Below are 24,631 nucleotides of genomic sequence, written 5' to 3' on the forward strand. Positions count from 1 at the left end.
CTTCAATCTCCGAGGGAGGGGTGGTGGCGCCCGATCGAGGCGAGGAAGTCCATCAGCAGCGCGTTGGTCGCATCGGCCATTTCGACGGGCATCATGTGCCGGGCGCCATCCACGATACGGAAGGCCGCGCCGGGAATGCGTGCGGCCAAGGCCCTGGCCATCGCGGGCGTCGATCCGACGTCATGTTCGCCGGTCGCGACGAGCGTCGGCACGTCGAGTCCGGACAACTCCGCCTCGCCGTAGCGATCTTCGGTCGCGAACAGACGGTAGGTCACCGCGTACCCGGCCGGGTCATTGGCGATGAAGCTCGCGCGCAGGGCCGCAAGATAACCCGCGTTCTCGTGTCGGAACTTCGCACTGAACCACCGCTCGATCGCACCGTCGATGTTCGCGCGCGGACCATCCGCGGTGACATCGGCCACCCGGGCAAGAATCGTGTCTCGCACGTCCGGCGCGCGGTCGAACACGCCGTTCAGGAGCACCAGTGCCTCGACCCGTTCGCGGTGGCGCAGTGCCACGGCACGCGCGACGAGTGCCCCCATCGAGAACCCGATCAGCGCCGCTTTGTCGATGCCCGCATGATCGAGCACCGCGGCGACATGATCCGCATAGCTGTCCAGACCCGCATCTGCGGGCGGCATCACGCTGCCACCATGACCGAGCATGTCGATGGCGATGACCCGGTAGCGCGTCTCGAGCACGGGCACCTGCGCCGCCCACATGTCGCGCGACAGCCCGACCCCGTGGATGAGAACCACCGCAGGTCCCGGACCGCCGCTATCGTCATAGGCCAATGGCGGGTTCACCGTGTCGAGGACGGCCGTCATCACGACGGCTGCCGCGCGGCCTTTTCGGCTGCGATGTCTTCGAGGTCCCGGTACCGGTTCCCGATGCGCGGATGGACGCGGCCGCCATCCGCCGCGCCGAGAACGATGACGATCTCATCGGGGAGCGGCGCATCCGAGATCGAGAACTCGCCGGTGATGTAGTGCGACCGCTGGCCCTCGTCGTCCTTGTGCATCATCGGCACCTGGATCGACGTTCCCAGCCCACCACGCTTGTTGGTGAAGCTCAGATAGGACTTTGCCTGCACCGCGTCGCGATAGTGGTTGCCGAAGCGCAGCGTGTGGATCAGCGCCGAGGCATGCTCGATCTCACCGCCCGCGCCGACGACCGCCGCCTTGCCATAGGCTTCAATCCGGTCCGCCCCACCGATCGCAGCGACCAGACGCTCGACGATCAACGCACCGAGATCGGACGCATGAGCGCGGATTTCGGGCTGGAGATCCTCGACAAAGCCGCGCCCGGCCCAGGGATTCTGCACGACAGCGGCTACCATGACGGTCGTGACCGGAGTCCCGGCCTGCTTGCCGCCTTCGATGCGCACCTCTTCGACGTACGAGACGATCTTGCGAATGCTGAATGCCATGTCTAGCAATCCTCCTGCCTGTATGGTGTCTGTTGGTATACCATGGGAATGGACAATGGCAATTGTTCATTTAAGAAGGTGGTCGAGGGGACACCGCCGATGCCGAATGACGACGTCAATATCCTGGACCGGATCGAAGCCCGGCCACAGACGCTGCGCCTGATCGCGCTGGACCGCGTTCGCGATGCCATTCTGGAAGGGCGGATAAGCCCGGGCGAACGCCTTGTGGAGCGCAACCTCGCCGAGCGGTTGGGCGTGAGCCGGTCGGTGATCCGCGAAGTCATTCGCAATCTGGAATCCGAGGGTCTCGTCGAAGGAACACCGTCGGGCCCCCGCCTCGGCATCATCACGATCGACCAGGCCGAACAGATCTACGACATCCGCATCCAGCTTGAGTCCTCCGCGGTTGCGGCATGCGCTCGCGTGGCTACCGAGGCCACCGTGGCGGCGCTCAGGTCGGCGCTGGCGGCGATCGCGGACGCGCATGCACAGCAAAGCGCGATCGGCGCGTTACGCGCCACGACCTGCTTCTACGAGATCATCTTCCAGACCGGCGGGCACGTCATCGCGTGGGAAATCGTCCAGCGCCTGAACAGCCGGATCAGTCAGCTCCGCGCGATGACGCTGTCCGTCGTCGGGCGGCAATCCGCTGGCCTCAAGCGACTGGCCGGAATGGTCGATCTCATCGAACGACAGGATGCCTCGGGGGCTGCTGCGGCGTGCCAGAAGCATGTGCGTGAAGCTGCCAAGATCGCCTGCGACAGACTGAGGGAAGCCAAGACATCGGGCTGACGATCTGAGACCCATGCGCTTGGAGCCCCCTCGCCTGCGATGTGGGCGGCTCCAAGACCGGGACTGGTTCGGCGTACGAAGGCCTCGCAGGCGAGCGTGAAGGGCCGAAAGGCGTAGAAACGCCTGTGATCGCAAAGGCCGCGTTATGATACCGGCGCGCAATGCGGCGCGAAACTGCGCGCCAGTTCGGCAAGGCTGACCGCGCCAAGGCGCGCGACGAGCAGGGCTTCTGCCTCGCGCAATGCATCTTCCACTGCCGCATTGACGACCTTCTCGACCGCGCAGGCGGCGTCCGGATGTTCGTTGCCGATCGCGAAGAGACGCGGCCCCCCGACCGCGCGGTGAACATCGAGCAGCGACACCGCTTCCAGATCGGCCGCGATCGCCCACCCGCCGCCATGCCCCTTTTCCGACCGCACATAGCCCGCGTCGCGGAGGCCCGCCATCGTGCGGCGGACCACGACCGGGTTGGTACGCAGCATGCGCGCGATCGCCTCGGACGTCATCGGACCATCATGCCGTGCCAGGTGGAGCAGCACATGGAGCATTCGCGAGAGGCGGCTGTCGGTACGCACCCCACGATCCTTCGCACGCCGCGCGGGATTGGCAAGCATTCCGACTCACGATACTTACGATGTTGCATGATTCGCGGAGCGCAACGATGCCTGAGTTCGAGAACCCCGACCATTGGGATACCACGGCGCAACAGTATGAAAGGACCGCCCATCCCTTCACGTCGCTCTATGCCGAGGCGGCGCTGGCGCGCGTCCGCCTGACCCCCGACAGCCGCGTCCTCGATGTCGCGGCGGGCACGGGTGCGCTCGCGCTGGCCGCGGCGCGGACGGGGGCACAGGTGCTGGCAACGGACTTCTCGCCCGGGATGGTCGCGCGCATCACCGCGGCAAACCTGCCTAACGTCGAGGCGCGCGTCATGGACGGACAAGCACTGGCGCTCGAGGATGGCAGCTTCGACGCCGTCTTCTCCATCTTCGGCGTCATCATGTTTCCGGACTGGCGCAAGGGCCTCGCCGAGATGGCGCGGGTGACGCGCAAAGGCGGAAACGGCGTGATCGCCACCTGGCAGGATCGAGGCGCGGCGACGTTCCTTTTGCTGGGCCAGATCCGCCGCACGCTGTTCCCCGACCTCACAGGCATGACGATGCCCAAGGCGGTACAGGCGCTCAGCGATCCGGCCGATCTTGCGCGTGAACTGATCGCCGCCGGATATCACGATCCCCGGATGGAGCATGTCACGCATGACTACCTGCTCGACATCGCGGCTCTTGCGGAGCCGGACACGCTCTTCGGCATGTCACCCGACTGGACCAGTCTGAGCGATGCGCAGAAAGCCGCGGTCATCGGCGAGGTGCGGCAAATGGCCGCGGGCCGCGCGACCCTGCCGATCCCCTCGACCGCGTTGGTGGCGGTGGCTCGCCGCTGATGGCCAGCGGCTCAAGCTTTACCGGTACAGGCGGGTCCGACGCCGTCATCCACCCGCAGCCTTGAGACCGCGCACGTCGGAAGCGCCGACAATGACCTGGTGGCGAGGTATCGAATACGGCACACGTACCGGATCAGAACGCGATCATCACCTTGCCGAGATGATTCCCCGCCGCGAAATAGCGGACCGCGTCGGGTGCATCGTCAAAGGCGACAATCCGGTCGACGACGGTCGTCATCCGGTTCGCCACCATCGCGTCGAGCAGGTCGACGAACATGGCGGCTGCCATTGGCATCAGAACGCGAGGTTACCCGGCAGGCGTTGCAGAGCGGTGCATCGCCGCCGGGGTCAGCACCGGGAATCTCGCACCCGCCACGGACGTCGCGGGGCTTACGGCGCTGTACGACGGGCTCGTGCTGGGCGTCTCGATCCAGGCGCGGGACGGCGTTCCGGCCGAGACGCTGCGAGCCGGTATCGCTCACGCGATGGCGGCGTGGGATATGCGTCGCACCGGACTGGCAAATTGCATCGATTGACAGCGTTCTGTCCTGCGCCCGACCATTCCCCCGGACGGTTGCAGCGCGAGCGTTGATACCCCCGAGCTTGCCCGCGCCACCGCCGTCATCCGGTTCAGGCGCCGAACGCGCCGTCGATCGTATGCATTGCGCCGGTGACGAAGCCCGCCTCGGGGCCTGCGAGCCACGCGACCATTCCTGCGACTTCCTCGGGCCGTCCGTGACGCTTGATCGCCATGAAGCTGTGCATGAGGTCCTTCGTCGGACCGTCCTCTGGGTTGGCATCGGTGTCGATCGGCCCGGGCTGAACGATATTGATCGTGATGCCGCGCGGTCCGAAGTCGCGTGCGAGCCCCCGCGCCAATCCTTGCAGCGCCGACTTGCTCACCGCGTACGACGCCATGCCGGGCACGGGCATCCGGTCACCATTGACCGAGCCGATCACGATGATCCGCCCACCCTCGGGCATCTGGCGGGCCGCCTCGACCGACGCATGATATGGTGCATGAACGTTCACCCGGAACAGCCGGTCGATCGCGTCCGGGTCCTGTTCGAGCGCATCGCCAAGGATCGCGAACCCGGAGTTCACGACCAGAATGTCGAGTGGCCCACTGTCGCGTACGCGTGCGATGACCGCGTCGCGATCGGCGCTATCGGTCTGAACCGCGGTACTTCCGGTCTCGGTCGCAAGCTGCTCGGCCGCCGCCTGCGATCCCGCATAGGTGAAAACCACGGACGCACCGTCCGAGGTGAAACGCCGGACGATCGCCGCGCCGATCCCGCGACTCCCGCCGAGCACGAGGACCGATTTTCGTTGAAACGACGTCATGGCGCGTATCCTTGAGCTTTTATGTAGGAATCATTACATATAAATCCGAATGGTCACGTCAAGGTATTCTGTAATAATGACTACAGATAACAAAGTCCGTACGCGCGGTCGCCCAAGGCGCTTCGATCCCGAAGACGCGATCGCCACCGCGCGGCAGCTTTTCCATGCGCATGGCTATGACGCGGTCAGCGTCTCGGACGTCACGACGGCGCTGGGGATCAATCCGCCCAGCTTTTACGCCGCCTTCGGCAGCAAGGCCGGTCTCTATGCGCGCGTGCTGGACCAGTATGCCGCGACCGGCGCGATCCCACTTGCACAGCTTCTGCGGGACGACCGGCCTGTCGCCGCTTGTCTCGCAGCGGTTCTGGAGGAGGCCGCCCGCCATTACGCGGCCGACCCGAATGCGAGCGGCTGCATGGTGGTCGAGGGTACCCGCTCGAACGATCGCGACGCGCGCAAGGCCGCCTGCGATGTCAGCAACGCGGCCGAAGCGACTATTCACGCGTACATCGCCACCCGCCATCCGGAAAATGCCGGGCGTCTGACGGATTTCGTCAGCACGACCATGTCCGGTCTCTCCGCCAAAGCGCGCAACGGGCACGGGCTGGATCGACTTCTCGCGACGGCGCGTCTTGCGGGACTGGCGCTCGCACAGGCTCTGCCGGACGCGACGATCCGCGAGCACTCGGATTCGTACCACTCGTGATCTCCATTGGTCATTCGCGCGCGTGTCCCCGCTTCCCGACCTTTGCGGCGATGGCTGCGACCGATTGCCGGATCGTCTTTGTCAGGATACATCGTCCCCGCTGACCTGCTCCGCTGGAGACGGTCGGCATGATCGCGTCGGTGCCCCGAGAGGGGCTTAATAGGGAACGCGGTAAGGGTGGTTCGCCGCCCGAAGCCGAGGCTGTCCCTGCAACTGTAAGCGGCGAGCGCGATGCATATCGCTTCTTCCCTCACGGGAAGGGGCAGCCACTGGGCCGGACGTTACGTCCTAAAGGCCTGGGAAGGCCGTGCATCGTGTGATGACCCGTGAGCCAGGAGACCTGCCGGCGTCTGGTCGCTCTTGCCTGGCCCAGGGGGTGGCCGCGGCACGGTACTCCGTCGAGCGACGACGTGTGCGGTGGGGACCGCACGGGCATGCGTGCCGGTCGCGATGGCGTCCGGCTGGCGCGGATGTCGGCCGTTCGCGGGAGGTCCCTGCCGGGTTCGCTCGACGCCCGGGGATTACCGTAATGCCGTTTTTGTCTTCGCGCCTCGCGTTCGCGGGCGCTTTGCTGTCACCTGTTTTCGCAGCACCGCTCAATGCGCAGTCTATGCCTGCCTCCGACAATGAAGACATCCTAGTTGTCGGCCAGCATGCCCGCGACACGCTCACCACGCCAAACGCGACCGGCAGCCGCCTAGGCCTCACGCCGCTCGAGACCCCCGCGACGATCTCGGTCATCGATGGCACCACGATCCGCGCACGCGGCGACCTGTCGGTGATCGACGCGACAAGCCGTGCGCCGGGCATCAGCAACGCCGGCAACCCCGGCAACGGTGGCACCGCGCTCGCCGCACGGGGCTTCAGCGGCCAAGGATCCGTGCTCCAGCTCATCGACGGCATCAGGCTGTTCCCGGCTGCCGGCACGATCACCTTTCCGACCGATCCGTGGATGGTCGAACGGATCGACATCCTGAGTGGTCCGGCCTCGGTGCTCTACGGCCAAGGCGCGCTGGGCGGCGCGGTGAATGTCCTGATGCGCAAACCCGATACGCAGCGGACGCACGTGGAGGGCGAGATCGGCTACGGCTCGCAGGACAGCTTCCATGTCGCGGCGGGCGCAGGCGGGCCGATCACCGACCGCCTCTCCTATCGTATCGACGGCAGCTATCGCCGCTCCAACGGCTATGTCGATCGCGGCCAGTCGCGCAGCCATGCCGTCTCGGGGACGCTGCGCTGGGCACCGACCGACACGTTCATCGTTACCGCGCGAGACGATTATGGCGACCAGAAGCCGATGCGCTATTTCGGTACGCCGCTGATCGACGGACGGCTCGATGACCGCATCCGGGAGCGAAACTACAACACACGCGACGGCTTTATTCGCTACCGCGACAACCGCACCAGCCTGCAGGTCGACTGGACGCCAAGCGATGCGGTCACCGTCAGCAACCAGGCCTATCGCCTCACCTCCAAACGCTCCTGGCTCAACATCGAAAGCTATTGCTGGATCGCCGACGACAGCGTCTGTTCCAACGGCAGCGGCAACGCCGGCACACCCGGCCGCATCCTGCGGACCGACATGACCGGGATCGTCCACGACCAGACGCAATGGGGCGATCAGGGCAGCGTGACGCTCAGGACGGACGTCGCCGATGGCGTCCGCAACGACCTTGTCGTGGGCTTCGACGTCAACCTCATCAAACTGACCTACTCACACAATTTCGGGGCTGATCCGCAGGTCTCGGAGGTCGATCCCTTCGCGTTCGATCCCGGTCTGATCGTCGACACACAGGGCATCGCGCCGCGCTATCGCACGCGCACCACCGAATATGCGGTCTTTGCCGAGGACCGGCTGAAGCTCGGCACGCACGTCTCGATCGTTGGCGGCGTCCGCTACGAGCGTGACACGATCCGCCGCTGGTCGATCGATGATCCAGGCGGCGCAAGCACCGAGACGTTCGTGCTCGACAAGCGGCTGCATAACATGACCTGGCGGGTCGGGAGCGTCTATCAGCCGATCCCGACAGTGTCGCTCTATGCGCAATATGCCACCGGCGTGGACCCGCTGGGGACGCTGACGACCTATTCGACCGGGCAGGTGCAGTTCAGCAACGCGGTTGGCGACCAGGTCGAGGTCGGCGCCAAGGCAGTGTTCCTCGACGGGCATGGCACCGCGACGCTCGCCGCCTACCGCATCGTCAAGAAGCGCCTGCTGGCGCAGCTGACCCCGACGAGCCCGGTCGAGCAGGTCGGCCAGCGATCGGCCAAGGGTATCGAGGCAGCAGTGTCGCTCGATCTGCCTTACGGTGTGGGCATCGATGCGAACGGCAGCGTACTCGACGCGACGTTCGACGACTTCGTCTCCGGCGGCACGCGCTTCGACGGCAACACCCCGCCGGACGTGCCCGAGACCCTCGCCAACGTGTGGCTACGCTGGAACGCAACGCGCGCGCTTCAGGCGCGCGCCGGACTGCGCTATGTCGGGCGCCGCTATTCGGATAACGCCAACAGCTTCCGCGTTCCCAGCTACACCATTGTCGATGCCACGCTTTCCTATGCGGTGACGCCGCACCTCGCGGTCGATATCCACGGCTACAATTTGTTTGACCGGGACTATGCGCTCAGCACGTACAATAACCAGCAATGGGTTCTTGGCCGTCCCCGCGCGGTCGACGTCTCGCTTCGTGCCGGCTTCTGACGCCCGCAGGCGGCCGGCGTCTGGCAAAATGGCGACACTGCCGCCTTTCAAGAACACAGATCGTGTTTTCGGAATTGCGGCCGTTAAGCGGTTGACGTAGCATCGCCAAATCCTCGGGAGTCTTTCGAAATGATCCAGCGTCACCGCTAAAGCGGCAAGGCATACGCCAGCGGAGCAATCCGCCGACCGGACTCTGTTTTCGAGAACATCATGCAAAGAATGAAGAACAAGACGTGCGTCGTCACCGGCGCTGCCCGTGGCATCGGCCGCGCGATCGCTGCCCGGTTCCATGACGAAGGGGCTGTCGTCATCCTCACCGAAAGGGACGAAGCGGCAGGTGCAGCGACTGCGGCTGAAATAGGATGCTCGTTCGTACCGCTCGATGTGAGCGAGGAAGCCGCGTGGTCGCGACTGGCCGGCATCGTTCCCGTGGTCGACGTGGTGGTCAACAACGCCGGCGTGACGGGGTTCGAAGCCGGCATGGCGCCCCACGACCCCGAACACGCCAGCCTCGCGGACTGGCGCGAGGTTCACCGGATCAACCTCGACGGGACGTTCCTCGGCTGCCGCTACGCCATCCGCGCGATGAAGGCGGCGGGCGCAGGATCGATCATCAACATGTCGTCCCGCTCGGGTCTGGTGGGCGTTCCCGGTGCTGCGGCCTATGCCTCGTCCAAGGCGGCGATCCGTAACCACAGCAAGACGGTTGCGCTCTACTGCGCGCAACAGGGCTGGAAGATACGCTGCAACTCGATCCACCCGGGCGCCATCCTCACGCCGATCTGGGAACCGATGCTGGGCAGCGGTCCTGATCGGGGCGCCAGGATGCAGACGCTTGTCGAAGATACGCCGCTCAAGCGGTTCGGAATGCCCGACGAAGTCGCGGCGATTGCGGTCATGCTGGCTTCCGATGAAGCCACCTACGTCACCGGGACGGAGGTGACCATCGACGGTGGTCTACTCGCCGGAGGGGGAGCCTGACGCCGTTGTTGTCGCGCCCTTATTTCGAACCACCGGGCGCGACGATCTTGAACGCCTTTGGCGGTTCTGCGCCCATCAGGTTTTCGACGAAATAGTCCCATCGCCGCCGCATCATGTAATAGGATTGGTCGCCATAGCCGTGCCGTGCGCGGGGGAACAGCACCAGATCGAAGTCCTTGTTCGCCTTCTGGAGTGCGTCGACCACCAGCAACGTCGATGACACCGGGACGTTATCGTCCAGGATACCATGTGCCAGCATCAGCTTGCCCGTGAGGTTCTGGGCGAAGTCCTGATTGGCCTGCAGGTCGTAATTCGTCGTCTTTCCGTTACTCTCCAGCAAGCCGAGATACTTCTCGTAATAATCGTCCTCATAGTTCCGGTTGTCGTGGTTGCCGCTCTCGGCGATCCCGACCTTGAAGAACTCGGGATAGCGAAACATCGCGGCCGCGGTCGCGTTGCCGCCGCCTGAATGCCCCCAGATGCCCACGCGATCGGTGTCCATCCATGCATTCCGCGACGCCAGGTCCTTGATCCCGGTGACCTGATCAGGGACGGCCTGCTTGCCCATGTCGCGATAATAGAAGTCCTGAAACGCCTTCGAGCGGCGCGGCGTACCCAGCGCGTCGATCTCCACCACGGCGAAGCCGAGCTGCGCCAACGCACCCGCGTCGCCCATCGACGGCGCGAACTGCCGGGAGGAAATCGTCCCCGTGAACGGCCCCGGATAGATATAGTCGATGACCGGATATTTCTGCCGCGGATCGAGCCCTGCCGGCTTGAAGAGCAGCCCGTGACACAGCGTCTTGCCGTCGGCGCACCGGACGGCGATGTTCTCCGGTGCCTGCCAGCCCGCCGCGCGCAACCGGGTCACGTCGCCCTTCGCCAGATCCGTGACAACAGCGCCATCCGCACGCCGCAAGACCGCGGTCTGCGGCTCCTGCGGGGTCGAGTAGATATCCACGAAGTAGCGTCCATCGCTCGACGGCACCGCGATATGGTCCTGCCGCTCGGGCGTCAGCAGCCTCGGTTTGCCGCCCTTCAGATCGATCGCGTAAATGCTGCGATAATAGGGATCGACGCCGGACTCACGCCCGATACCGGCGATCAGCATCTTTCCGCTGCGCTCGTCGATATAGACCGGGTGGTCGACGTTCCAGCGGCCTTGCGTCACCTGCCGCACCAGCTTGCCGGTGCGTGCGTTGTACAGATAGTAATGACCCCAGTCGTCGCGCTGGGACCACCACAGGATCTCGCCGCGCTCGGACAGATAGCGCCAGTTGATCCCCTCGTCATTGTAGCCGCTGTCGAACCAGGTCGGCACGGTCTCGGTGAACACGTCGCGCACCGTGCCCGTGGCCGCATCGGCGATGCGCATCGTCTCCACCTTGTGGTCGCGCGAGGTCGACACGAATGCGAGCGTCCGGCCGTCCTTGGCCCATTGCATGTCCTGCGGACCCTCGCCGCACACCACGTCGTCGCACAATGACGACCGGTGCGGATCGGGCGACATCTTCAGACGGACCACAGTACCATCGCCGACATCGACGATGACGCGCTGGATATGGATGATCTCCTTGTCACCGACGAACGGGTATTTCCACGTATCGGTGCGGGAGTGGCCGACCTGCGTCGTCGTCGTCGTAAAGTCGGCCACCGCGCGCTGATCCTGCTGGAAGGTCGCGACCTTCTTCGAGTCGGGTGACCAGATCACGATCGCCTGATCCGAATGTTTCCAGCCGGCATTGTCCGTTGCGTAGCCGAAATCCTTGACGCCATCGGTCGTCAGCTGCCGCTCCGCGCCGGTGTCGACGTCGCGTACCCACAAATTCCAGTCGCGCAGGAATACCGCACGCTTGCCGTCCGGGGAGGCGACCGATGACGCCCGGCTGCGCTGCGCCGGGGCGGCTGCGACCTGCTTGGCCTGCGGGCCAGCCATCTTCGTGCACTTGTAGGGCTGCGCCAGCGCGCAGGAATATCGCTCGCCACCAACGCTCACGATCGCGGTGTTCGCCGCGAAATCCGGCTCCAGTCGCTCGACGAACAGCTTCTTCGCGTCCTGCTCCTTCAGTCCAGCCGCATTGAGCGATGCCAGCAGCGCCGCCGTCTCGAAGGCCGGGGCCTTGGTGCCCTTCGCCGCATCGCCCAGCATGATCGTCGGCACGCCGTGGCTGGTGTCCGCATACCAGAAGTGCCGCGCATCTATCCAGTGCGCGGTCCGCACCGCGTGGTCGACCAGCGGCGACGTGTACGGGCCCAATTGGTGCATGGCGCGATCATAGTCGGCGGCGGTCACAGCCGGTCGCTGCTGCGCGGCCGCCGTCCCGGCAATCGTGGAAGCCAAAAGCAAGCAGGCGATCAACCGCATCAGGGAGCTTTCTGAAGGTTAGGAACTGACGAGCCACGCAACGAAACGAGGGGTCGTCGTCCCTCCGCTCACCCTGCGCATTTCGGTCCCACTAGGACTGGGCATGGCTATCATGCAGACCCGCGGCGGCGATCACAATAGCGCTAGTCGAGCACGCGCAGCATCAGATGACGCGCCGACCATTCACGCCTAGACATTCCCCGTCCGGTAGCTCGCTCGTCTCGAACGCAAGCGCTCTGCGCCGCCGCCATTCGTCACGCCAGCGCGCGGCCCAACTGGCTATCCGTGCCCGTCGCGATGTCAGCCCGCGTGATCGGGACTGCTATGTCCGGCGTGACACCTTGGTCGGGTTGCGGTGTCGTCGGGAACCGGCCGATCAGCGGCAGGTCGGCTTCGAGCCCGGTCTCGGGCAGACGCACGAAATAGAAGCAGCCACCATTGATCCCGCGCCGGTTGCCGCCGGTCGTCTCGCCGATCAGCGTTGCGAGACGGTTGCGGCGGACGAAATCGGCGAACTGGAACGTCGCCGAGCTGTTCTGCGGCCCGATCAGAACGCGCACGTCGCCCGCATAGCGCCTGCCCCGCGGTCTGATCGGGTCGACCCGGTCGCCGGGCGCATCGAGCCGCAGGAATCGGTCGTCGATCCTCGTCGCATTCTCCCCCAGATGGTCGAAACTGCGGTCCCACGTGTCGAGTGCAGGCCGCAGGTCGTCGGGCACGGTGCGGTAGCGGATGAGCCGCTGGACCTCCTCGAACGGCGTCTCGCGTAACACCAGCCGCTCGGCGAGCGCGTTGCCACAGTCGAGCCCCCCCTCGTTCGCGCGCAGATCGACGACCAGTCGCGGCACGCGCTCTGCGACCAGCTGGTCGACCGCCTCGTCGAGCCAGCCGCGCCAGTCCCACTTGCTGTCGTAGAGCCCCCAGTTCGGCATCGACAGCAGCGCGGCATCGCCACGCCGCTCGATCGTCCAGACCGGCGTGTCACTGCGTGCATCGACGCCAGCGTGCGCGGTGGCGCGGCGCTGCGCCAGCGAGACGCCGGCAACGATCGCGGCACGTCGCCGTCCGCCAGGGTCCTCCACCGTCAGCCGGTAGCGGTCCTGCACGAACAGCATCGAGAAGAAGATGTCGAAGGTCTCGTAGCGGTCGTCGCCCTGCACCGAGAGAAGCCGGCGACGCTTGGCATCGTTGTGCCCGTCCGCACGCGCGAGCGGCATGAGCGCGGCGAGAATGGCGGCCGCGGATCGGCCATTGACCGCCAGGATGCGGCTGCCCGGCGCGATCCCCGTGGCGAATGGATCGGCCGTGACGACCATCGTGTCGCCGATCCAGAGAAATTCGAGCGGCAACCGGTCGGGCGCTTCGAATAACGCGGCGGCGACCGCGCGGCGCTGATTGTAGAAATTGGCATAGCTATGGCCGCAGCGCACGGTCGCGAGGAAGCGCGACAGCGTGAGGTAGAACGCCCGTAGCGTCATCGGGACGGCCACCGCCCGGTCCAGCGCATCGAAACGGGCGTCGATCTCGCGCGGCGTGTTGTAACGGTGGAGACCGGGGTGGAGCGCGGCATATGCCTTCCTCAGCAACGCGATGTCCGCACGCATCGCCGCGGCGCGGAGGAGCGTCGGACCGGAGGAAGTCCGCGCGAGCAGTGGCGAGGCGGCAAAGGTGACTCCGAGTCCGCCGAGGACGGCGCGGCGAGACGGTGGCGATGCGGTCATGTCAGCTCCGACGTTATGGATACCCCCTTCAAGCATGGCCGAGCGCGTACGCGTCGCCTCATCATCGCCCATGCCATGTGGTTTATGGGTTGTGAGACGCCCGGTACGCACTTGGCGACCGACCATAGCGCCGCTGGAAGGCGCGGTTGAAGCTGGCCTTCGACGCGAACCCGGCGTCGAGCGCGATCGCCAGAACCGGCCGGGAATCGTCCGCCGCCAGTGCCGCGGCCACGTCCTCGCAGCGAAGCCCGTTGACGAAATCCGAAAAGCCGACGCCCAGCCCCTCATTGAGCGCGCGCGACACATAGGTCTCGTTGGTCGCAAGCAGGCTCGCCAGCCGCCGCAGCGTCAGCGCGTCGTGCCGGTACCAGCGATTGTCGCGGACCCGCGTCGCCCATTCCTCCCCTTGCGCTTGCCAGTCTCGGGCGGGGGGTGATCGAACCTCCGGGATCCGCAATGCGTCGAGCGCCGGAAACGGCAGTGCGAGATACCGCCATCCTGCGATCCCGAGATACAAGGCGAACCCCGCGATCGCGACGTAGAGCGGCATCAGCCCCCGATAGCCGAGCGGCGTCACAGCATCGACCAGCAGCCAGCCCGCCCAGACGATCGCCAGCAACGGATAGGCGACGGCGGTGCGGCCGAGCCACGCAGTCGCGAACCGCGCGTCGTCGCTGCGCCTTTGCGACAGGGCGTCGCGGTAGTCGCGCAACAGTCGGGTGGTCCACGCGCCATAGACGACGAAGCTGATCGCCAGCAGCACTGCGACGATCGCACTGCCCGTCGTGAAAGCCAGATCCGCCCAGCGATGCTTCAGCGGCGTCGGCAGGAGGAAGGCGGCAGTCTGATAGCCGAACTGGATCGCACCCGGCAGCAGATGTCGCCAGGCCGCGGGCGACCAGCGACGGGTGACGAGCGCATGAGCGTGAAGATAGAGGAGCGGCGGGACCAGCAGCGCGTTCGAGAAGGGCGCGAACGTCAGCCACCACCAGCGATCGTAAAAGCCGGCAAACCCGATCAGCCACGGCACGAAGACGCCGGTCATGACGATCAGCAGCGCGGCGAGCATACGCGCCGCCAGCCGGTTGTGAAACGACGTCGACAGGCCAACCGCCAGCGGGAGCAGAATCGCCGCCGCCACCGTGAGGACTGCGGTCCGCCAGCCAAAGACCAGATCCATGGCGATCAGCGTAGCTCCGACCACACCAGAAGCCAGCGATCACATATCGGCGGAAGCGCCCGACCGTCTCGCCTCGATCGATGCCGTCGCGGACCTGCACAGTCTGCAATCTCCCCGGCACACCGAAAGCGTTTGCTGATCGGTTTCCGGAGGGCGCAGTCTGCTCTCATCGCTCCAGCCAAAGCCGAGCGATGACGCGGACGGCGAGCGCTGCCGGCCACGTCGGCCATCCCGGACAATCGGGAGGCTTCAGGCGCAAGGAGATGGGCAGGATGAAGGCTTGGATACCGGCGCTGATCGCTGCAGGCGCAGGCACCGCGGCGGCATCAACGCTCAGCCTGTCCGGCAGCCGTGACGTCGCCCCGAGCTTGCGAGCGATCGCCGTGGTCATTGGCACCGCGATGGTCGCAAACCATTGATGACACGCGCACTATGACGCGGCTCGACCGTGCGAACAACGTCGCGGACCTGCGCCTGATGGCGCGGGGTCGGCTGCCGCGGCCGATCTTCGACTATATCGACGGCGGCGCGGATGACGAAATATCCCTACGACGCAACGTCAGCGCGTTCGCGGACTATGACCTGGTCCCCGACGTCCTCAATGACGTTTCGGAAATCCGGACCGAGACCCGGATCTTTGGCCAGTCTTCGCCGTGGCCGTTGATGCTGTCACCCACCGGCCTCACGCGCATGTTTCACGGGCAGGCAGAGCTCGCCGTCGCCCGCGCAGCCGCGCGACACGGGCTTCTCTACAGCCTCTCCACGATGGGCACGACGCGGTTGGAGGATCTCGCGCGGGCCTATGCCGGACCGAAGGTCTTCCAGATCTACATCTTCAAGGACCGCGGACTGACCGCCGAATTCGTGGCGCGCTGCCGGGATGCGGGTTTCCACGGCCTTGCGCTGACCGTCGACACGCCCGTCGCGGGCAATCGGGAGCGCGATCGCGTCAGCGGCCTCTCTCTGCCCCCGACGCTGACGCTCCGGTCGTTGCTCAGCTTCGCGCTCCACCCCGGCTGGTCGATCCCTGCGCTGACCGGGTCCAGGTTCGACCTCGCAAACGTCAGCCACAAGGTCGACGCGCTGGCATCGGGGCCGATGAGTCTCTTCGACTATATCGGTGGTCAGTTCGACCGCTCGGTCGGCTGGCGCGACGTCGAGTGGCTGGCACGCGAATGGCATGGGCCGCTTGCGATCAAAGGCGTGATGACGCCCGAGGACGCGCGCCGCTCGATCGCCTCGGGCGCGACGGGTGTCATGATTTCCAACCACGGCGGGCGCCAACTGGACGGCGCGCCGGCCCCGATCGACCAGATCATGGCGGTCCGCGACGCCATTGGCGACGCACCGGACGTGATCTGCGACGGCGGTATCAGGCGCGGGTCCGACGTGGTGAAGGCGCTCGCGTTGGGGGCGACCGCCTGCTCGATCGGGCGCCCCTATCTCTATGGACTGGCAGCAGGCGGTGAACGAGGCGTCGATCGCCTGCTGACTCTGTTGAAGGACGAGTTCGTACGCACGCTGACGCTTGCGGGGATCAACGACATCGCGGACGTATCCCGCCGCCATGTTCGCAATCGTCGAAGCGAGCGCGGGCCTGGACATTGAACACCGCCGCACGATGCTGGCGGCCCGGTGTCTTGGTTCCGCTACCTACCGTCATTAAGCGGCACAGACCCAAGTGTCTTCCGTCAGGGCGCACTCGAGCGATGACCGTCAACATAGTTGCACCGGTTCCAAAGTGTCTTACACAGACAAGACAGTGGCGGGATGGGGTAATGCATGTGAGCCGTATGGTCTTGTTAGCCCTATTGGGCTCGCTCGCGTGGCCCGCACCGTCGCAGGCGACCTTACCGCCGGTCGTTGTCCCGACGTTCACGCGCTGCCTGGATGCCAAGGATCGCCCGGAACTCGCGCCGTCAATGTGCGCGCGCATGACGGTGCCACTGGATCACCGCCAGCCGGATAACCGGCAGCTTTCGCTGTTCGTCCGAAAGTTTCCCGCCGGGACGCGGCCGAAAGGCCAGCTCTGGCTTATCGCCGGGGGGCCTGGCGAGGCCGGGTCCTCCTTCTATCCGTTTCTCGCATCCTTGCACAAAGCCGCGCCCGGCTATGACCTGATGATCCCCGATCATCGTGGCACCGGCTTTTCGACGCGGATGTGCGAGACCGAGGAATCGATCGGCAGCGCCGGCGGGACGGCGCTGGCCGGCGCGGAATGGGCCAGCTGCTTCGCAAGCCTCGACATGGATGCCAGCCGCACGCGTGCTTTCTCGTCCAGCAACGCGGCGTACGATCTTCGGGCGCTGATCGACGGTTTCTCGCAAGGCCGCCCGACCTTCCTGTACGGCGTGTCGTACGGCACCCAGCTGGTCCTGCGAACATTGACGATCGCGCCACCCCGCCGGCTCGATGGTGTCATACTCGACTCGCTCATCCCGCCAGAGACGAGCGCGGTCTGGGATCTCAGTCACCGCTCCGCCGTGGTCGATGCCGTTGGCCGTCGCGTGCTCGCGCAGTGCGATCGGACGCCGTCCTGCCGAGCCTCTCTGGGCGGGTCCGCCAGCGGCGCGATGCACGATGTTCTGACCGATCCGGCGCTACGCGGCGTTCTCGGCGAGAACCCGAAATATTTGTTCGGTGCGATGCTGGATGTGCCGGGGGTACGGGCTCGCATTCCGGCAATCCTGTCGGATCTGCGCCAAGGCACGGTAACATCGTGGACCGAAGCGAAGCTGCGATTGGCGCAGATCGGGAATACGCTGCTCCCCTACCCGCAATCGAACGCGTCGATCCCGCTTGTCGGGCTTATCAGCGCGTCCGAAAACAACGCGCGGCCGGCTCTCAGCGACGCTGTCGTGGCGCAGGAGGAACGGGACTTTCTCTTCGCCAGCCCGTTGCCGGGCCTGCTGACGCGTTCGGGCTTTCCGCTGTACGAACGCGACGGCGCCTTTGGCCGGCTGCCGTCGCGAACGCCCCCGATATTGGTGCTTCACGGTACGCTCGATCCAAAGACACCCATCGAAGGCGCCGCGGCCCAGATCGCCATGCTCGGGAAAAGCGGCACCGTGGCGCTGGTCACAGTCACGGACGCCCCGCACTTCCTGTTGTTTACCGCGCCCGACTGCCTGGTGCCCGCTGTCCGTCGTTTCCTGACCCGTCGGCATGCGCGCCCTTCGGTTTGTCGATACGGCCCCGATCAGCCAGCGCGCGGCTCGGACCGACCGGCTAGCGAGAGCCCCTCGCGCCGGAGGTAAGGGCAGCGACGGCGCGCGCGATTTCGGCGTTTTCGAGCGACGCGAGGACCCGCACGACGACACGTCCAGCCGTCGCAGCAGGGTCGATCGAAACGCCCGCCCAACCGAGATCCGCACAAATCGCGGCGCGGACGACGGCATCGTTTTCGCCAATCCCGCCGGTGAAGACGATCATGTCGGCGCCACCGAGCGCGGCCATCATCGCGGCGATGTGTTTCGCGACCGAGCGGCAGAACATGGCGATCGCCAGCTTTGCGTCCGCGTTCGTTGCGGCAACTGCATGCAGTTTGCGCAAGTCGCCCGAGACGCCGGAGATTCCGAGCAACCCCGAGCGGTGGTCGACCAGCTCCTCGATGCCGGCGGCATCCATCCCCCGCTCCCGCATGAGATACAGCAGCAGGCCGGGGTCGAGATCGCCGGCGCGCGAGGCCATGACGATGCCACCCGATGGCGTCAGGCCCATCGTCGTATCGACCGACCTGCCGCCGCGCACGGCGGTGATGCTGGCCCCGCTGCCAAGGTGCGCGATGATCAGCCGTTCGGGCAGATCCGGCCGCAGCTGGCGGACGATCGACTGGCAGGACAGGCCATGGAAGCCGTAGCGCCGTACGCCATCGGCGCGAAATTTCTTCGCGATCGGCAGGACCGCGGCGACCTCGTCGAGGTCCTTGTGGAAGCCCGTGTCGAAACAGGCAACCTGCGGCACGTCCGGGTACCGCGCCTGTGCCGCGCGGATCAGCGACAGCGCGGCCGGGCCGTGCAGCGGCGCGAACGCCGTCGCGCGCTCCAGCCGTGCCAGAACGCCCGCATCGATCTCGACAGGGTCGAACAGGTCCGGCCCACCATGGACGATGCGGTGCCCGATCGCCGCGGGCCGCGCACCGCCCAGGGCCGCGTCGATCCGCTCGACCATATCGGCGGGCTGCGCACCCTCCACGTCTCCGGACGTGCGCTCCTCGACCCCGTCGGGTCCGCCCGCATAGAAGCCGAACTTGAGCGAGGAAGACCCCTCGTTGAGCGTGAGGATACCCGTCCGCCCCATGCTCGCCACCGCGATCACCGCCGCCATTGCCAGTCGCGGATCTCGGGCAGGTCATCGCCCTCTTCGTAGACGTGCAACTTGTGCCGCTCGATCAGCGCCCAATAGCGCGCCGTCTCGTCCGCGACGCGGTCGTGCAGCCGGGGGATCCGCTCGATCGCGTCGAGCGCGAGGCGGTAGCGGTCGAGATCGTTGAGCACGACCATGTCGAACGGCGTCGTCGTCGTGCCCTCGTCCTTGTACCCGCGGACATGGATATTGTGGTGGTTGGTCCGGCGATAGGTGAGCTTGTGGATCAGCGCGGGATAACCGTGAAAGGCGAAGATCACCGGCGTGTCGGTCGTGAACAGCGCATCGAACGCGCGCTCGTCGAGCCCGTGCGGATGCTCGGACTGCGGCTGGAGCACCATCAGGTCGACGACGTTGACCACGCGGATGCGGATGTCGGGGATATACTCGCGCAGCAGCATCACCGCCGCCATCGCCTCAAGCGTCGGCACGTCGCCCGCACAGGCCATCACGACATCGGGTTCGCCGCCATCGCTCGCCCAGTCCCAGATCCCGGCACCGGCGGTGCAGTGGCGGACGGCATCGTCGATGGCCAGCCAGCTTGCCTCGGGCTGCTTGCCCGCGACGATCACGTTGACGTAGTTGCGGCTGCGCAGGCAGTGATCCGCCACCGACAACAGGCAGTTGGCGTCGGGCGGCAGATAGATCCGCACGACGTCCGCCTTCTTGCTCGCGACATGGTCGAGAAAGCCCGGGTCCTGGTGCGACAGGCCGTTATGGTCCTGTCGCCAGACATGCGAGGTCAGCAGATAGTTGAGCGATGCGATCGGCTTGCGCCACGGGATCGTGCGCGTGACCTTCAGCCATTTCGCGTGCTGGTTGAACATCGAATCGACGATGTGCACGAACGCCTCGTAGCATGAGAACAGCCCGTGCCGCCCGGTTAGCAGATAGCCCTCCAGCCACCCCTGGCAGAGATGCTCGCTCAGCACCTCCATCACGCGGCCATCGCGGCTGAGATCGGTGTCGTTCGGCTCGGTCACGGCCATCCAAGCCTTGCCCGTCACGTCATAGACCGCCTGCAAGCGGTTCGACGCGGTCTCGTCGGGCCCGAACAACCGGAACGTCGCAGCGTCGGCGTTGAGCGCCATGACATCGCGCAGATATTTGCCCAGCACGGCGGTCGCCGCGGCCTTGACCGCGCCCGGCTCCGATTGCGCGATCGCGTATGCGCGGAAATCGGGCAACGACAGCGGCTTCAACAACTCCCCGCCATTGGCATGCGGGTTCGATCCCATGCGGCGATGGCCCGTCGGCGCGAGCGCGGCATACTCCTCGCGAAACCTGCCGGTCTCGTCGAACAGCTCGTCGGGGCGGTAGCTGCGCATCCACGCCTCGAGCTGCGTCAGATGCTCGGGATCCTTGAAGTCCGCGATCGGCACCTGGTGCGCGCGCCACGTGCCCTCGACCGGCTTGCCGTCGACGACCTTGGGCCCGGTCCACCCCTTGGGTGTCTTGAGCACGATCATCGGCCAGCGCGGTCGCTCGCCGACCCCACCGCCCGCTCGCGCCGCGGACTGGATCGCGGCGATGCGGTCGAGCACGGTGTCGAGCGTGGCGGCGAGCAACTGATGCACCTCGGCCGGATCGTCGCCCTCGACGAAATGCGGTTGATAGCCATAGCCGCGCAACAGCTCGGTCAACTCGTCGCGACCGATCCGCGCGAGCACGGTCGGGTTGGCGATCTTGAAGCCGTTGAGATGGAGGATCGGCAGCACTGCGCCGTCGCGCGCGGGATTGAGGAACTTGTTGCTGTGCCAGCTCGTCGCCAGCGCGCCGGTCTCAGCCTCGCCGTCGCCGATCACGCAGGCGGCGATCAGGTCGGGATTGTCGAACACCGCGCCGTACGCATGCGCGAGCGAATAGCCGAGCTCGCCACCTTCGTGGATCGAACCCGGCGTTTCGGGGGCGACGTGGCTCGGAATCCCGCCCGGCCAGGAGAATTGCCGGAACAGCCGCTCCATCCCGCCGCGGCTGCGCTCGATCGCGGGATAGCGCTCGGTGTAGGAGCCTTCGAGATAGGTGTTGGCGACCAGCCCCGGCCCGCCATGACCTGGGCCAATGATCGCGATCATGTCGAGCTCACGCGCGACGATGACCCGATTGAGGTGGACGTAGAGCATGTTGAGCCCCGGCGTCGTACCCCAGTGCCCGAGCAGCCGGGTCTTCACGTGCGCGATCGCGAGCGGTTCATCGAGCATCGGATTGCTGCGCAGATAGATCTGGCCGACGGACAGATAATTGGCTGCGCGCCAGTATCCATCCATCCGGCGGAGCATGTCATCGGACAGTGGACGCGTCACTGCGGTTACGGGGACCGCCGCAGCGGGAGGATCAGCCGGGCATGATGCACCGTTCGTCATAGCGATTGTCCTCTGCGCGGATTTCGCGCGACAACATACCTAGCAGTTATGTCGATCGCATGTCGGTTTCTCTTGGAAGCCCGAGCCTGCAGACTTCCGCCCACCTGATTTCGGTAGCGGACGCTTATTCCTGATCAACTTAAACACTTGCCGATCGCGTCCCGCCCCCTGTCCGAGCGAGGCAGGGACCCTGGATCGCCGCTTGACCGATTGGCGTGCGAGGCCGACGCCGTCAGCATGACCGATCCAAGGGCCGCCACGCTCTCCCTACTCGCGCGGCGCGCACCGGGCGCGACGATATGTCCAAGCGAAGTGGCCCGCGCGATCGCCCAGGATTGGCGCGGCGCGATGCCCGCGGTCCACGCTGCGGTAGACGGATTGGTCAGCGACGGGCTGGTACGACTGAGCTGGAAGGGACACGCGCTCGAAGCACGCTCAGGACCGTACCGGATCAGCCGTCCCGGCGACGCATAAAGCCAGGATCTGCTCCTGCGTCCGTCGCCACCGCCACATCGCGCGGCGACACACCGCTCGAGGCTAACCGGTAACCATCGACGCTTATTGCAGCGATCCGCCAGCCCGCGGCACGGGGCATCGGTCGGTCTAATCGGGGATCAAGGCCCACCCACGAAGCTGCAGCGTCGCCATCGTCGTCAACGCGGACACATCGATATCGACATTCTTGGCAACCGCTGCGGGATCGATCGTGTTGCCGACCAGCGCCTGACTGCAAACGCGCACCGACACGCCTGCCGCACGCAGGGCGGCGATCAACGGCAAATTGGGGTTCTTCGCCGCCTTGGCGCGCGTGCTGTAAGCCGCGTCGGTCGTTACCAGCGGCGTCGCCGGTCCGTGGATGATGACGACGACATCGCCGGGTTTGGGCCGGACGCCATCTGCGCCGAGCAGGTTGAGGAACCGCGCGACCTTTTCGAGAGCCGGGTTGACCTGATCGGCCGAGCCGCCGGCCTTGGTGATGCTGAACAGCACGCGGTAGCGAAGCGCGGGATCAGGGCGTTCGCTCGCTGCGGGCACGGGCGAGATTGCGCCATAGCCCTGCACGACAGGATGGCGGAGATCCGCAGCCTTCGCGCCGCTCGTCGCCATCAGCAGCATCATAACCGCAGCCAGACCGGATCTGACGACCATAGCGCACTCCCATGTTACCCGCCCCGATGTGGCCAGGGACCCGACCACCGGACGACAGTCAGGCTTCACCAAACATCTCGCGCTGGGATTTGTCCAGTTCCTCGGCATAGCGTCGTCGTACGTGCGATTCCGACAGGATCCCGAGCACATTGCCGCCCCCGGCAACGATCGCCATCTCGTCTGCGCCCGCCGCATCGAAGGCCGCCATGACGGACTTTATGTCGGCGTCGGGTGACAGCATCTCGTCTTGATGGATCGCCAGCGTGCCGATCGCGTCGGTCGACGCGACGCCCTCGGCAAACGCGCTGGCGGTCTGGACGATGCCTGCATAGCGATCCTGCTCGTCCACCAGGACGACGCGACTGGTCGACCCCAACAGAAACAGACGGCGAAACTCGGCGACGGTGATCCGCGCAGGCGTCGGCCGCTCCACCTTTCGCATCATGCGTCCGGCGGTCAGCATCCGGACCCAGCCTACATCGCGCGCACTCTTGATCGTCTCGCCACGAAGGTGAAGTCGCCACGTCGAGAAGGAATAACCGAACGTCTCGCGCACGATCGTGGAGGACACCAGCGACGCAGCGATCGTTGCGCCGGCGAGCGAGAAGTCGTGCGTCGCCTCCAGTACCAGCATGGCCATCGTCATCGGCCCGCCGACGACCGCGACCGCCAGTGCCGCCATTCCCACCAGCGCCGCATTCTCGCGATCGACCAGCCCCTGCCCGGCAATCCAGCCCAATCCGCCTGCGTAGAGCTGGCCGAGCAGGCTGCCGAGGAACAGCGAGGCGAAGAACAGCCCGCCCCGGAAACCGAAGCCGAGCGAGATGACCGAAGCCGCGCTCTTCATGATGAGGATTGCGGCAAGGATTGTGAGGGGGACGCCATATTCGAGGTCGATGTGGAGAGCGCCGTGTCCTGCGGACAGGATCTGCGGCGTTAGCCACGCGAGCGGGATCAACAGCAGGCCACCGACGATCGGTCGCCACGACGTGCGGACGGGCATGCGCCGCGTCAGTGCCTCGACCCCGGCAACCGCGCGCATCAGGAGGATGCCGAATCCCGCGGTGACGGCCCCCAGACCGGCGTAGATGAGGTAATGGTGCGTCTGAACCTGCTCGGCGACGGTTGCGTGGACAAGATAGGGCTGCGCGCCGAACGCCTGCGCGACGAGCACGCCGGACAGCGAGGCCGCGGCGACGGGTGCGATCGCAGCGGGCGTGTAGGCGCCGATGACGATCTCGAACGCGTAGAACGCGCCGGCCAACGGGGCGCCAAAGGCACCTGCGATCGCGGCGCCCGTGCCTGCACCGACCAGGATCCGCAGGTCGGCACGGCGCAACCGGAACCAGCCGCCCGCGATCGAGGCGACGACCCCGCCAAGCTGCGCATAGGCCGCTTCAAGCCCGACCGATGCGCCGAATCCGTTCGAGATGATCGTCTGGCCGGAGATGACGAGGCTGTCGCTCCTCGACATGCGACCGCCGTGCAGCGCATTCGCCTCGACGGCGTCGACCATGCGTCGCGTTCGCGCCTTCGTGATCCAGGAGAAGAGTGCCAGCACGACACCGCCGAGCGGCAAGGCAAGCAGCGCCAGCAAGGGTATCGCCGGCGTCGCGCTCAACCGCTGGCCGCTTGGGAGGTCGAAAAGCAGATGCTGGATCGTGCGCGCAATCATCCCCTGCACGACGCTCAGCAAACCCGCAGCCCCGCCGATCGCGACCGCCAGCAGGATCAGCACCGCTTCGCTCGCGCGCAGGCGCTGCCGCATCCATGACGTGGCCGACCGTATGCCTGTGACGTCCATACTCACGCGCGCGCGGCCCGACACACCGCGCTGCGACCCGCTCGGAATTGCGCAGCAGCGCGGCGAACATGACCGGCGTGCTGGCGCCACTCAGGATCCGAAGCAGCACGGCGCCCGTTCATGGTGTTGCCTGTCCGGCACCGGTGATGCTCGCCGGCACCACGACGATGGGCAACGGCACAAAGAGAGCGAGGCAGACGCATGGCGCCGGTTAAACCCAAGCCGTCGTCCCGGCTATACCGATCTCGGCGGTGGCGATTACGCAGAGGACGGATTCAACATCGCCGCGC

22 protein-coding genes and 1 riboswitch are annotated in these 24,631 nt (G+C 66.0%); of the genes, 10 read left to right on the forward strand and 12 right to left on the reverse strand.

The annotated features are described in order from the left end of the window. Positions 1 to 2: 2 nt before the first annotated feature. Positions 3 to 827 carry an alpha/beta fold hydrolase gene (locus AC0CH3_RS08465; protein ID WP_354300253.1) on the reverse strand — a complete coding sequence of 275 codons (825 nt, stop codon included), beginning with the start codon at positions 825 to 827 and terminating at the stop codon, positions 3 to 5. Further along, a complete protein-coding gene (locus AC0CH3_RS08470; RefSeq protein ID WP_333993778.1) occupies positions 827 to 1,429 on the reverse strand; it encodes an amino acid synthesis family protein in 603 nt (200 codons plus the stop codon). The genes AC0CH3_RS08465 and AC0CH3_RS08470 overlap by 1 nt, the downstream gene beginning before the upstream one ends. A gap of 99 nt (positions 1,430 to 1,528) precedes the next feature. Between AC0CH3_RS08470 and AC0CH3_RS08475 the strand changes: the two genes are divergently transcribed. After that, positions 1,529 to 2,221, forward strand: coding sequence for a GntR family transcriptional regulator (locus AC0CH3_RS08475; protein ID WP_354300254.1), 693 nt, complete (start codon positions 1,529 to 1,531; stop codon positions 2,219 to 2,221). Positions 2,222 to 2,364: 143 nt separating this feature from the next. On the opposite strand, the gene AC0CH3_RS08480 is transcribed toward AC0CH3_RS08475, so the two are convergent. Next, positions 2,365 to 2,796, reverse strand: a complete 432-nt coding sequence (locus tag AC0CH3_RS08480; protein WP_354300256.1) for an Rrf2 family transcriptional regulator — start codon at positions 2,794 to 2,796, stop codon at positions 2,365 to 2,367. Between the two features lie 86 nt (positions 2,797 to 2,882). On the opposite strand from AC0CH3_RS08480, the gene AC0CH3_RS08485 reads away from it, so the two are divergent. Next, complete coding sequence (locus AC0CH3_RS08485; protein WP_354300259.1) at positions 2,883 to 3,662, forward strand: class I SAM-dependent methyltransferase; 780 nt, start codon at positions 2,883 to 2,885, stop codon at positions 3,660 to 3,662. 133 nt (positions 3,663 to 3,795) lie between these two features. Here AC0CH3_RS08485 and AC0CH3_RS08490 read toward each other — a convergent pair whose 3' ends face one another. After that, positions 3,796 to 3,939, reverse strand: coding sequence for a zinc-binding dehydrogenase (locus AC0CH3_RS08490; RefSeq protein WP_354300261.1), 144 nt, complete (start codon positions 3,937 to 3,939; stop codon positions 3,796 to 3,798). Here AC0CH3_RS08490 and AC0CH3_RS08495 point away from each other — a divergent pair. Continuing rightward, positions 3,938 to 4,198: a hypothetical protein gene (locus tag AC0CH3_RS08495; protein ID WP_354300263.1), complete on the forward strand. Its 261-nt coding sequence runs from the start codon at positions 3,938 to 3,940 to the stop codon at positions 4,196 to 4,198. The genes AC0CH3_RS08490 and AC0CH3_RS08495 overlap by 2 nt on opposite strands. Before the next feature lie 94 nt (positions 4,199 to 4,292). On the opposite strand, the gene bdcA is transcribed toward AC0CH3_RS08495, so the two are convergent. After that, positions 4,293 to 5,006, reverse strand: a complete 714-nt coding sequence (bdcA, locus tag AC0CH3_RS08500) for an SDR family oxidoreductase (protein ID WP_465237769.1) — start codon at positions 5,004 to 5,006, stop codon at positions 4,293 to 4,295. A 76-nt stretch (positions 5,007 to 5,082) separates the two neighbouring features. On the opposite strand from bdcA, the gene AC0CH3_RS08505 reads away from it, so the two are divergent. From AC0CH3_RS08505 to AC0CH3_RS08515, 3 genes are all read left to right on the forward strand, one after another. Next, positions 5,083 to 5,712 (forward strand): TetR/AcrR family transcriptional regulator, encoded by a 630-nt coding sequence (locus tag AC0CH3_RS08505; RefSeq protein ID WP_354300266.1) that lies wholly within the window; start codon positions 5,083 to 5,085, stop codon positions 5,710 to 5,712. Between the two features lie 123 nt (positions 5,713 to 5,835). Next, positions 5,836 to 6,074: riboswitch (cobalamin riboswitch) on the forward strand. 248 nt (positions 6,075 to 6,322) lie between these two features. Continuing rightward, positions 6,323 to 8,413, forward strand: a complete 2,091-nt coding sequence (locus AC0CH3_RS08510) for a TonB-dependent receptor (RefSeq protein ID WP_354300268.1) — start codon at positions 6,323 to 6,325, stop codon at positions 8,411 to 8,413. Between the two features lie 210 nt (positions 8,414 to 8,623). Beyond that, positions 8,624 to 9,394, forward strand: coding sequence for an SDR family oxidoreductase (locus AC0CH3_RS08515; protein WP_354300270.1), 771 nt, complete (start codon positions 8,624 to 8,626; stop codon positions 9,392 to 9,394). Between the two features lie 19 nt (positions 9,395 to 9,413). On the opposite strand, the gene AC0CH3_RS08520 is transcribed toward AC0CH3_RS08515, so the two are convergent. The 3 genes from AC0CH3_RS08520 to AC0CH3_RS08530 all read right to left on the reverse strand — a co-directional run bounded on the left by AC0CH3_RS08520 (position 9,414) and on the right by AC0CH3_RS08530 (position 14,660). Next, entirely contained in the window at positions 9,414 to 11,660 is a 2,247-nt protein-coding gene (locus AC0CH3_RS08520; RefSeq protein ID WP_354300271.1) for a S9 family peptidase, read from the reverse strand. A 353-nt stretch (positions 11,661 to 12,013) separates the two neighbouring features. Then, positions 12,014 to 13,480, reverse strand: coding sequence for a S41 family peptidase (locus AC0CH3_RS08525; RefSeq protein ID WP_465237770.1), 1,467 nt, complete (start codon positions 13,478 to 13,480; stop codon positions 12,014 to 12,016). 82 nt (positions 13,481 to 13,562) lie between these two features. Next, the gene (locus AC0CH3_RS08530) at positions 13,563 to 14,660 is read right to left on the reverse strand and encodes an AraC family transcriptional regulator (protein ID WP_354300275.1); all 1,098 of its coding nucleotides are present in this window, start codon (positions 14,658 to 14,660) and stop codon (positions 13,563 to 13,565) included. 272 nt (positions 14,661 to 14,932) lie between these two features. On the opposite strand from AC0CH3_RS08530, the gene AC0CH3_RS08535 reads away from it, so the two are divergent. From AC0CH3_RS08535 to AC0CH3_RS08545, 3 genes are all read left to right on the forward strand, one after another. Continuing rightward, the gene (locus tag AC0CH3_RS08535) at positions 14,933 to 15,079 is read left to right on the forward strand and encodes a hypothetical protein (protein ID WP_354300277.1); all 147 of its coding nucleotides are present in this window, start codon (positions 14,933 to 14,935) and stop codon (positions 15,077 to 15,079) included. Between the two features lie 13 nt (positions 15,080 to 15,092). Continuing rightward, the gene (locus AC0CH3_RS08540; RefSeq protein WP_354300279.1) at positions 15,093 to 16,268 is read left to right on the forward strand and encodes an alpha-hydroxy acid oxidase; all 1,176 of its coding nucleotides are present in this window, start codon (positions 15,093 to 15,095) and stop codon (positions 16,266 to 16,268) included. A 170-nt stretch (positions 16,269 to 16,438) separates the two neighbouring features. Continuing rightward, a complete protein-coding gene (locus AC0CH3_RS08545) occupies positions 16,439 to 17,917 on the forward strand; it encodes an alpha/beta hydrolase (RefSeq protein WP_354300281.1) in 1,479 nt (492 codons plus the stop codon). Here AC0CH3_RS08545 and AC0CH3_RS08550 read toward each other — a convergent pair. Together AC0CH3_RS08550 and AC0CH3_RS08555 are read right to left on the reverse strand one after the other, a co-directional pair. Continuing rightward, on the reverse strand, positions 17,889 to 18,830 hold the full coding sequence (locus tag AC0CH3_RS08550) for an acetate/propionate family kinase (protein WP_354300282.1): 942 nt from the start codon (positions 18,828 to 18,830) through the stop codon (positions 17,889 to 17,891). The two genes, AC0CH3_RS08545 and AC0CH3_RS08550, sit on opposite strands and share 29 nt — an antisense overlap. 143 nt (positions 18,831 to 18,973) lie before the next feature. Beyond that, positions 18,974 to 21,388, reverse strand: a complete 2,415-nt coding sequence (locus AC0CH3_RS08555) for a phosphoketolase family protein (protein WP_354300284.1) — start codon at positions 21,386 to 21,388, stop codon at positions 18,974 to 18,976. Positions 21,389 to 21,625: 237 nt separating this feature from the next. Between AC0CH3_RS08555 and AC0CH3_RS08560 the strand changes: the two genes are divergently transcribed. Beyond that, positions 21,626 to 21,862 carry a DUF3253 domain-containing protein gene (locus AC0CH3_RS08560; RefSeq protein WP_354300286.1) on the forward strand — a complete coding sequence of 79 codons (237 nt, stop codon included), beginning with the start codon at positions 21,626 to 21,628 and terminating at the stop codon, positions 21,860 to 21,862. A 129-nt stretch (positions 21,863 to 21,991) separates the two neighbouring features. On the opposite strand, the gene AC0CH3_RS08565 is transcribed toward AC0CH3_RS08560, so the two are convergent. Next, positions 21,992 to 22,537: a DsrE family protein gene (locus AC0CH3_RS08565; protein WP_465237771.1), complete on the reverse strand. Its 546-nt coding sequence runs from the start codon at positions 22,535 to 22,537 to the stop codon at positions 21,992 to 21,994. 58 nt (positions 22,538 to 22,595) lie between these two features. After that, positions 22,596 to 24,305, reverse strand: coding sequence for a chloride channel protein (locus tag AC0CH3_RS08570; RefSeq protein ID WP_354300289.1), 1,710 nt, complete (start codon positions 24,303 to 24,305; stop codon positions 22,596 to 22,598). Positions 24,306 to 24,631 lie beyond the last annotated feature (326 nt).

Source organism: Sphingomonas sp. AC449 (genome assembly GCF_979253475.1).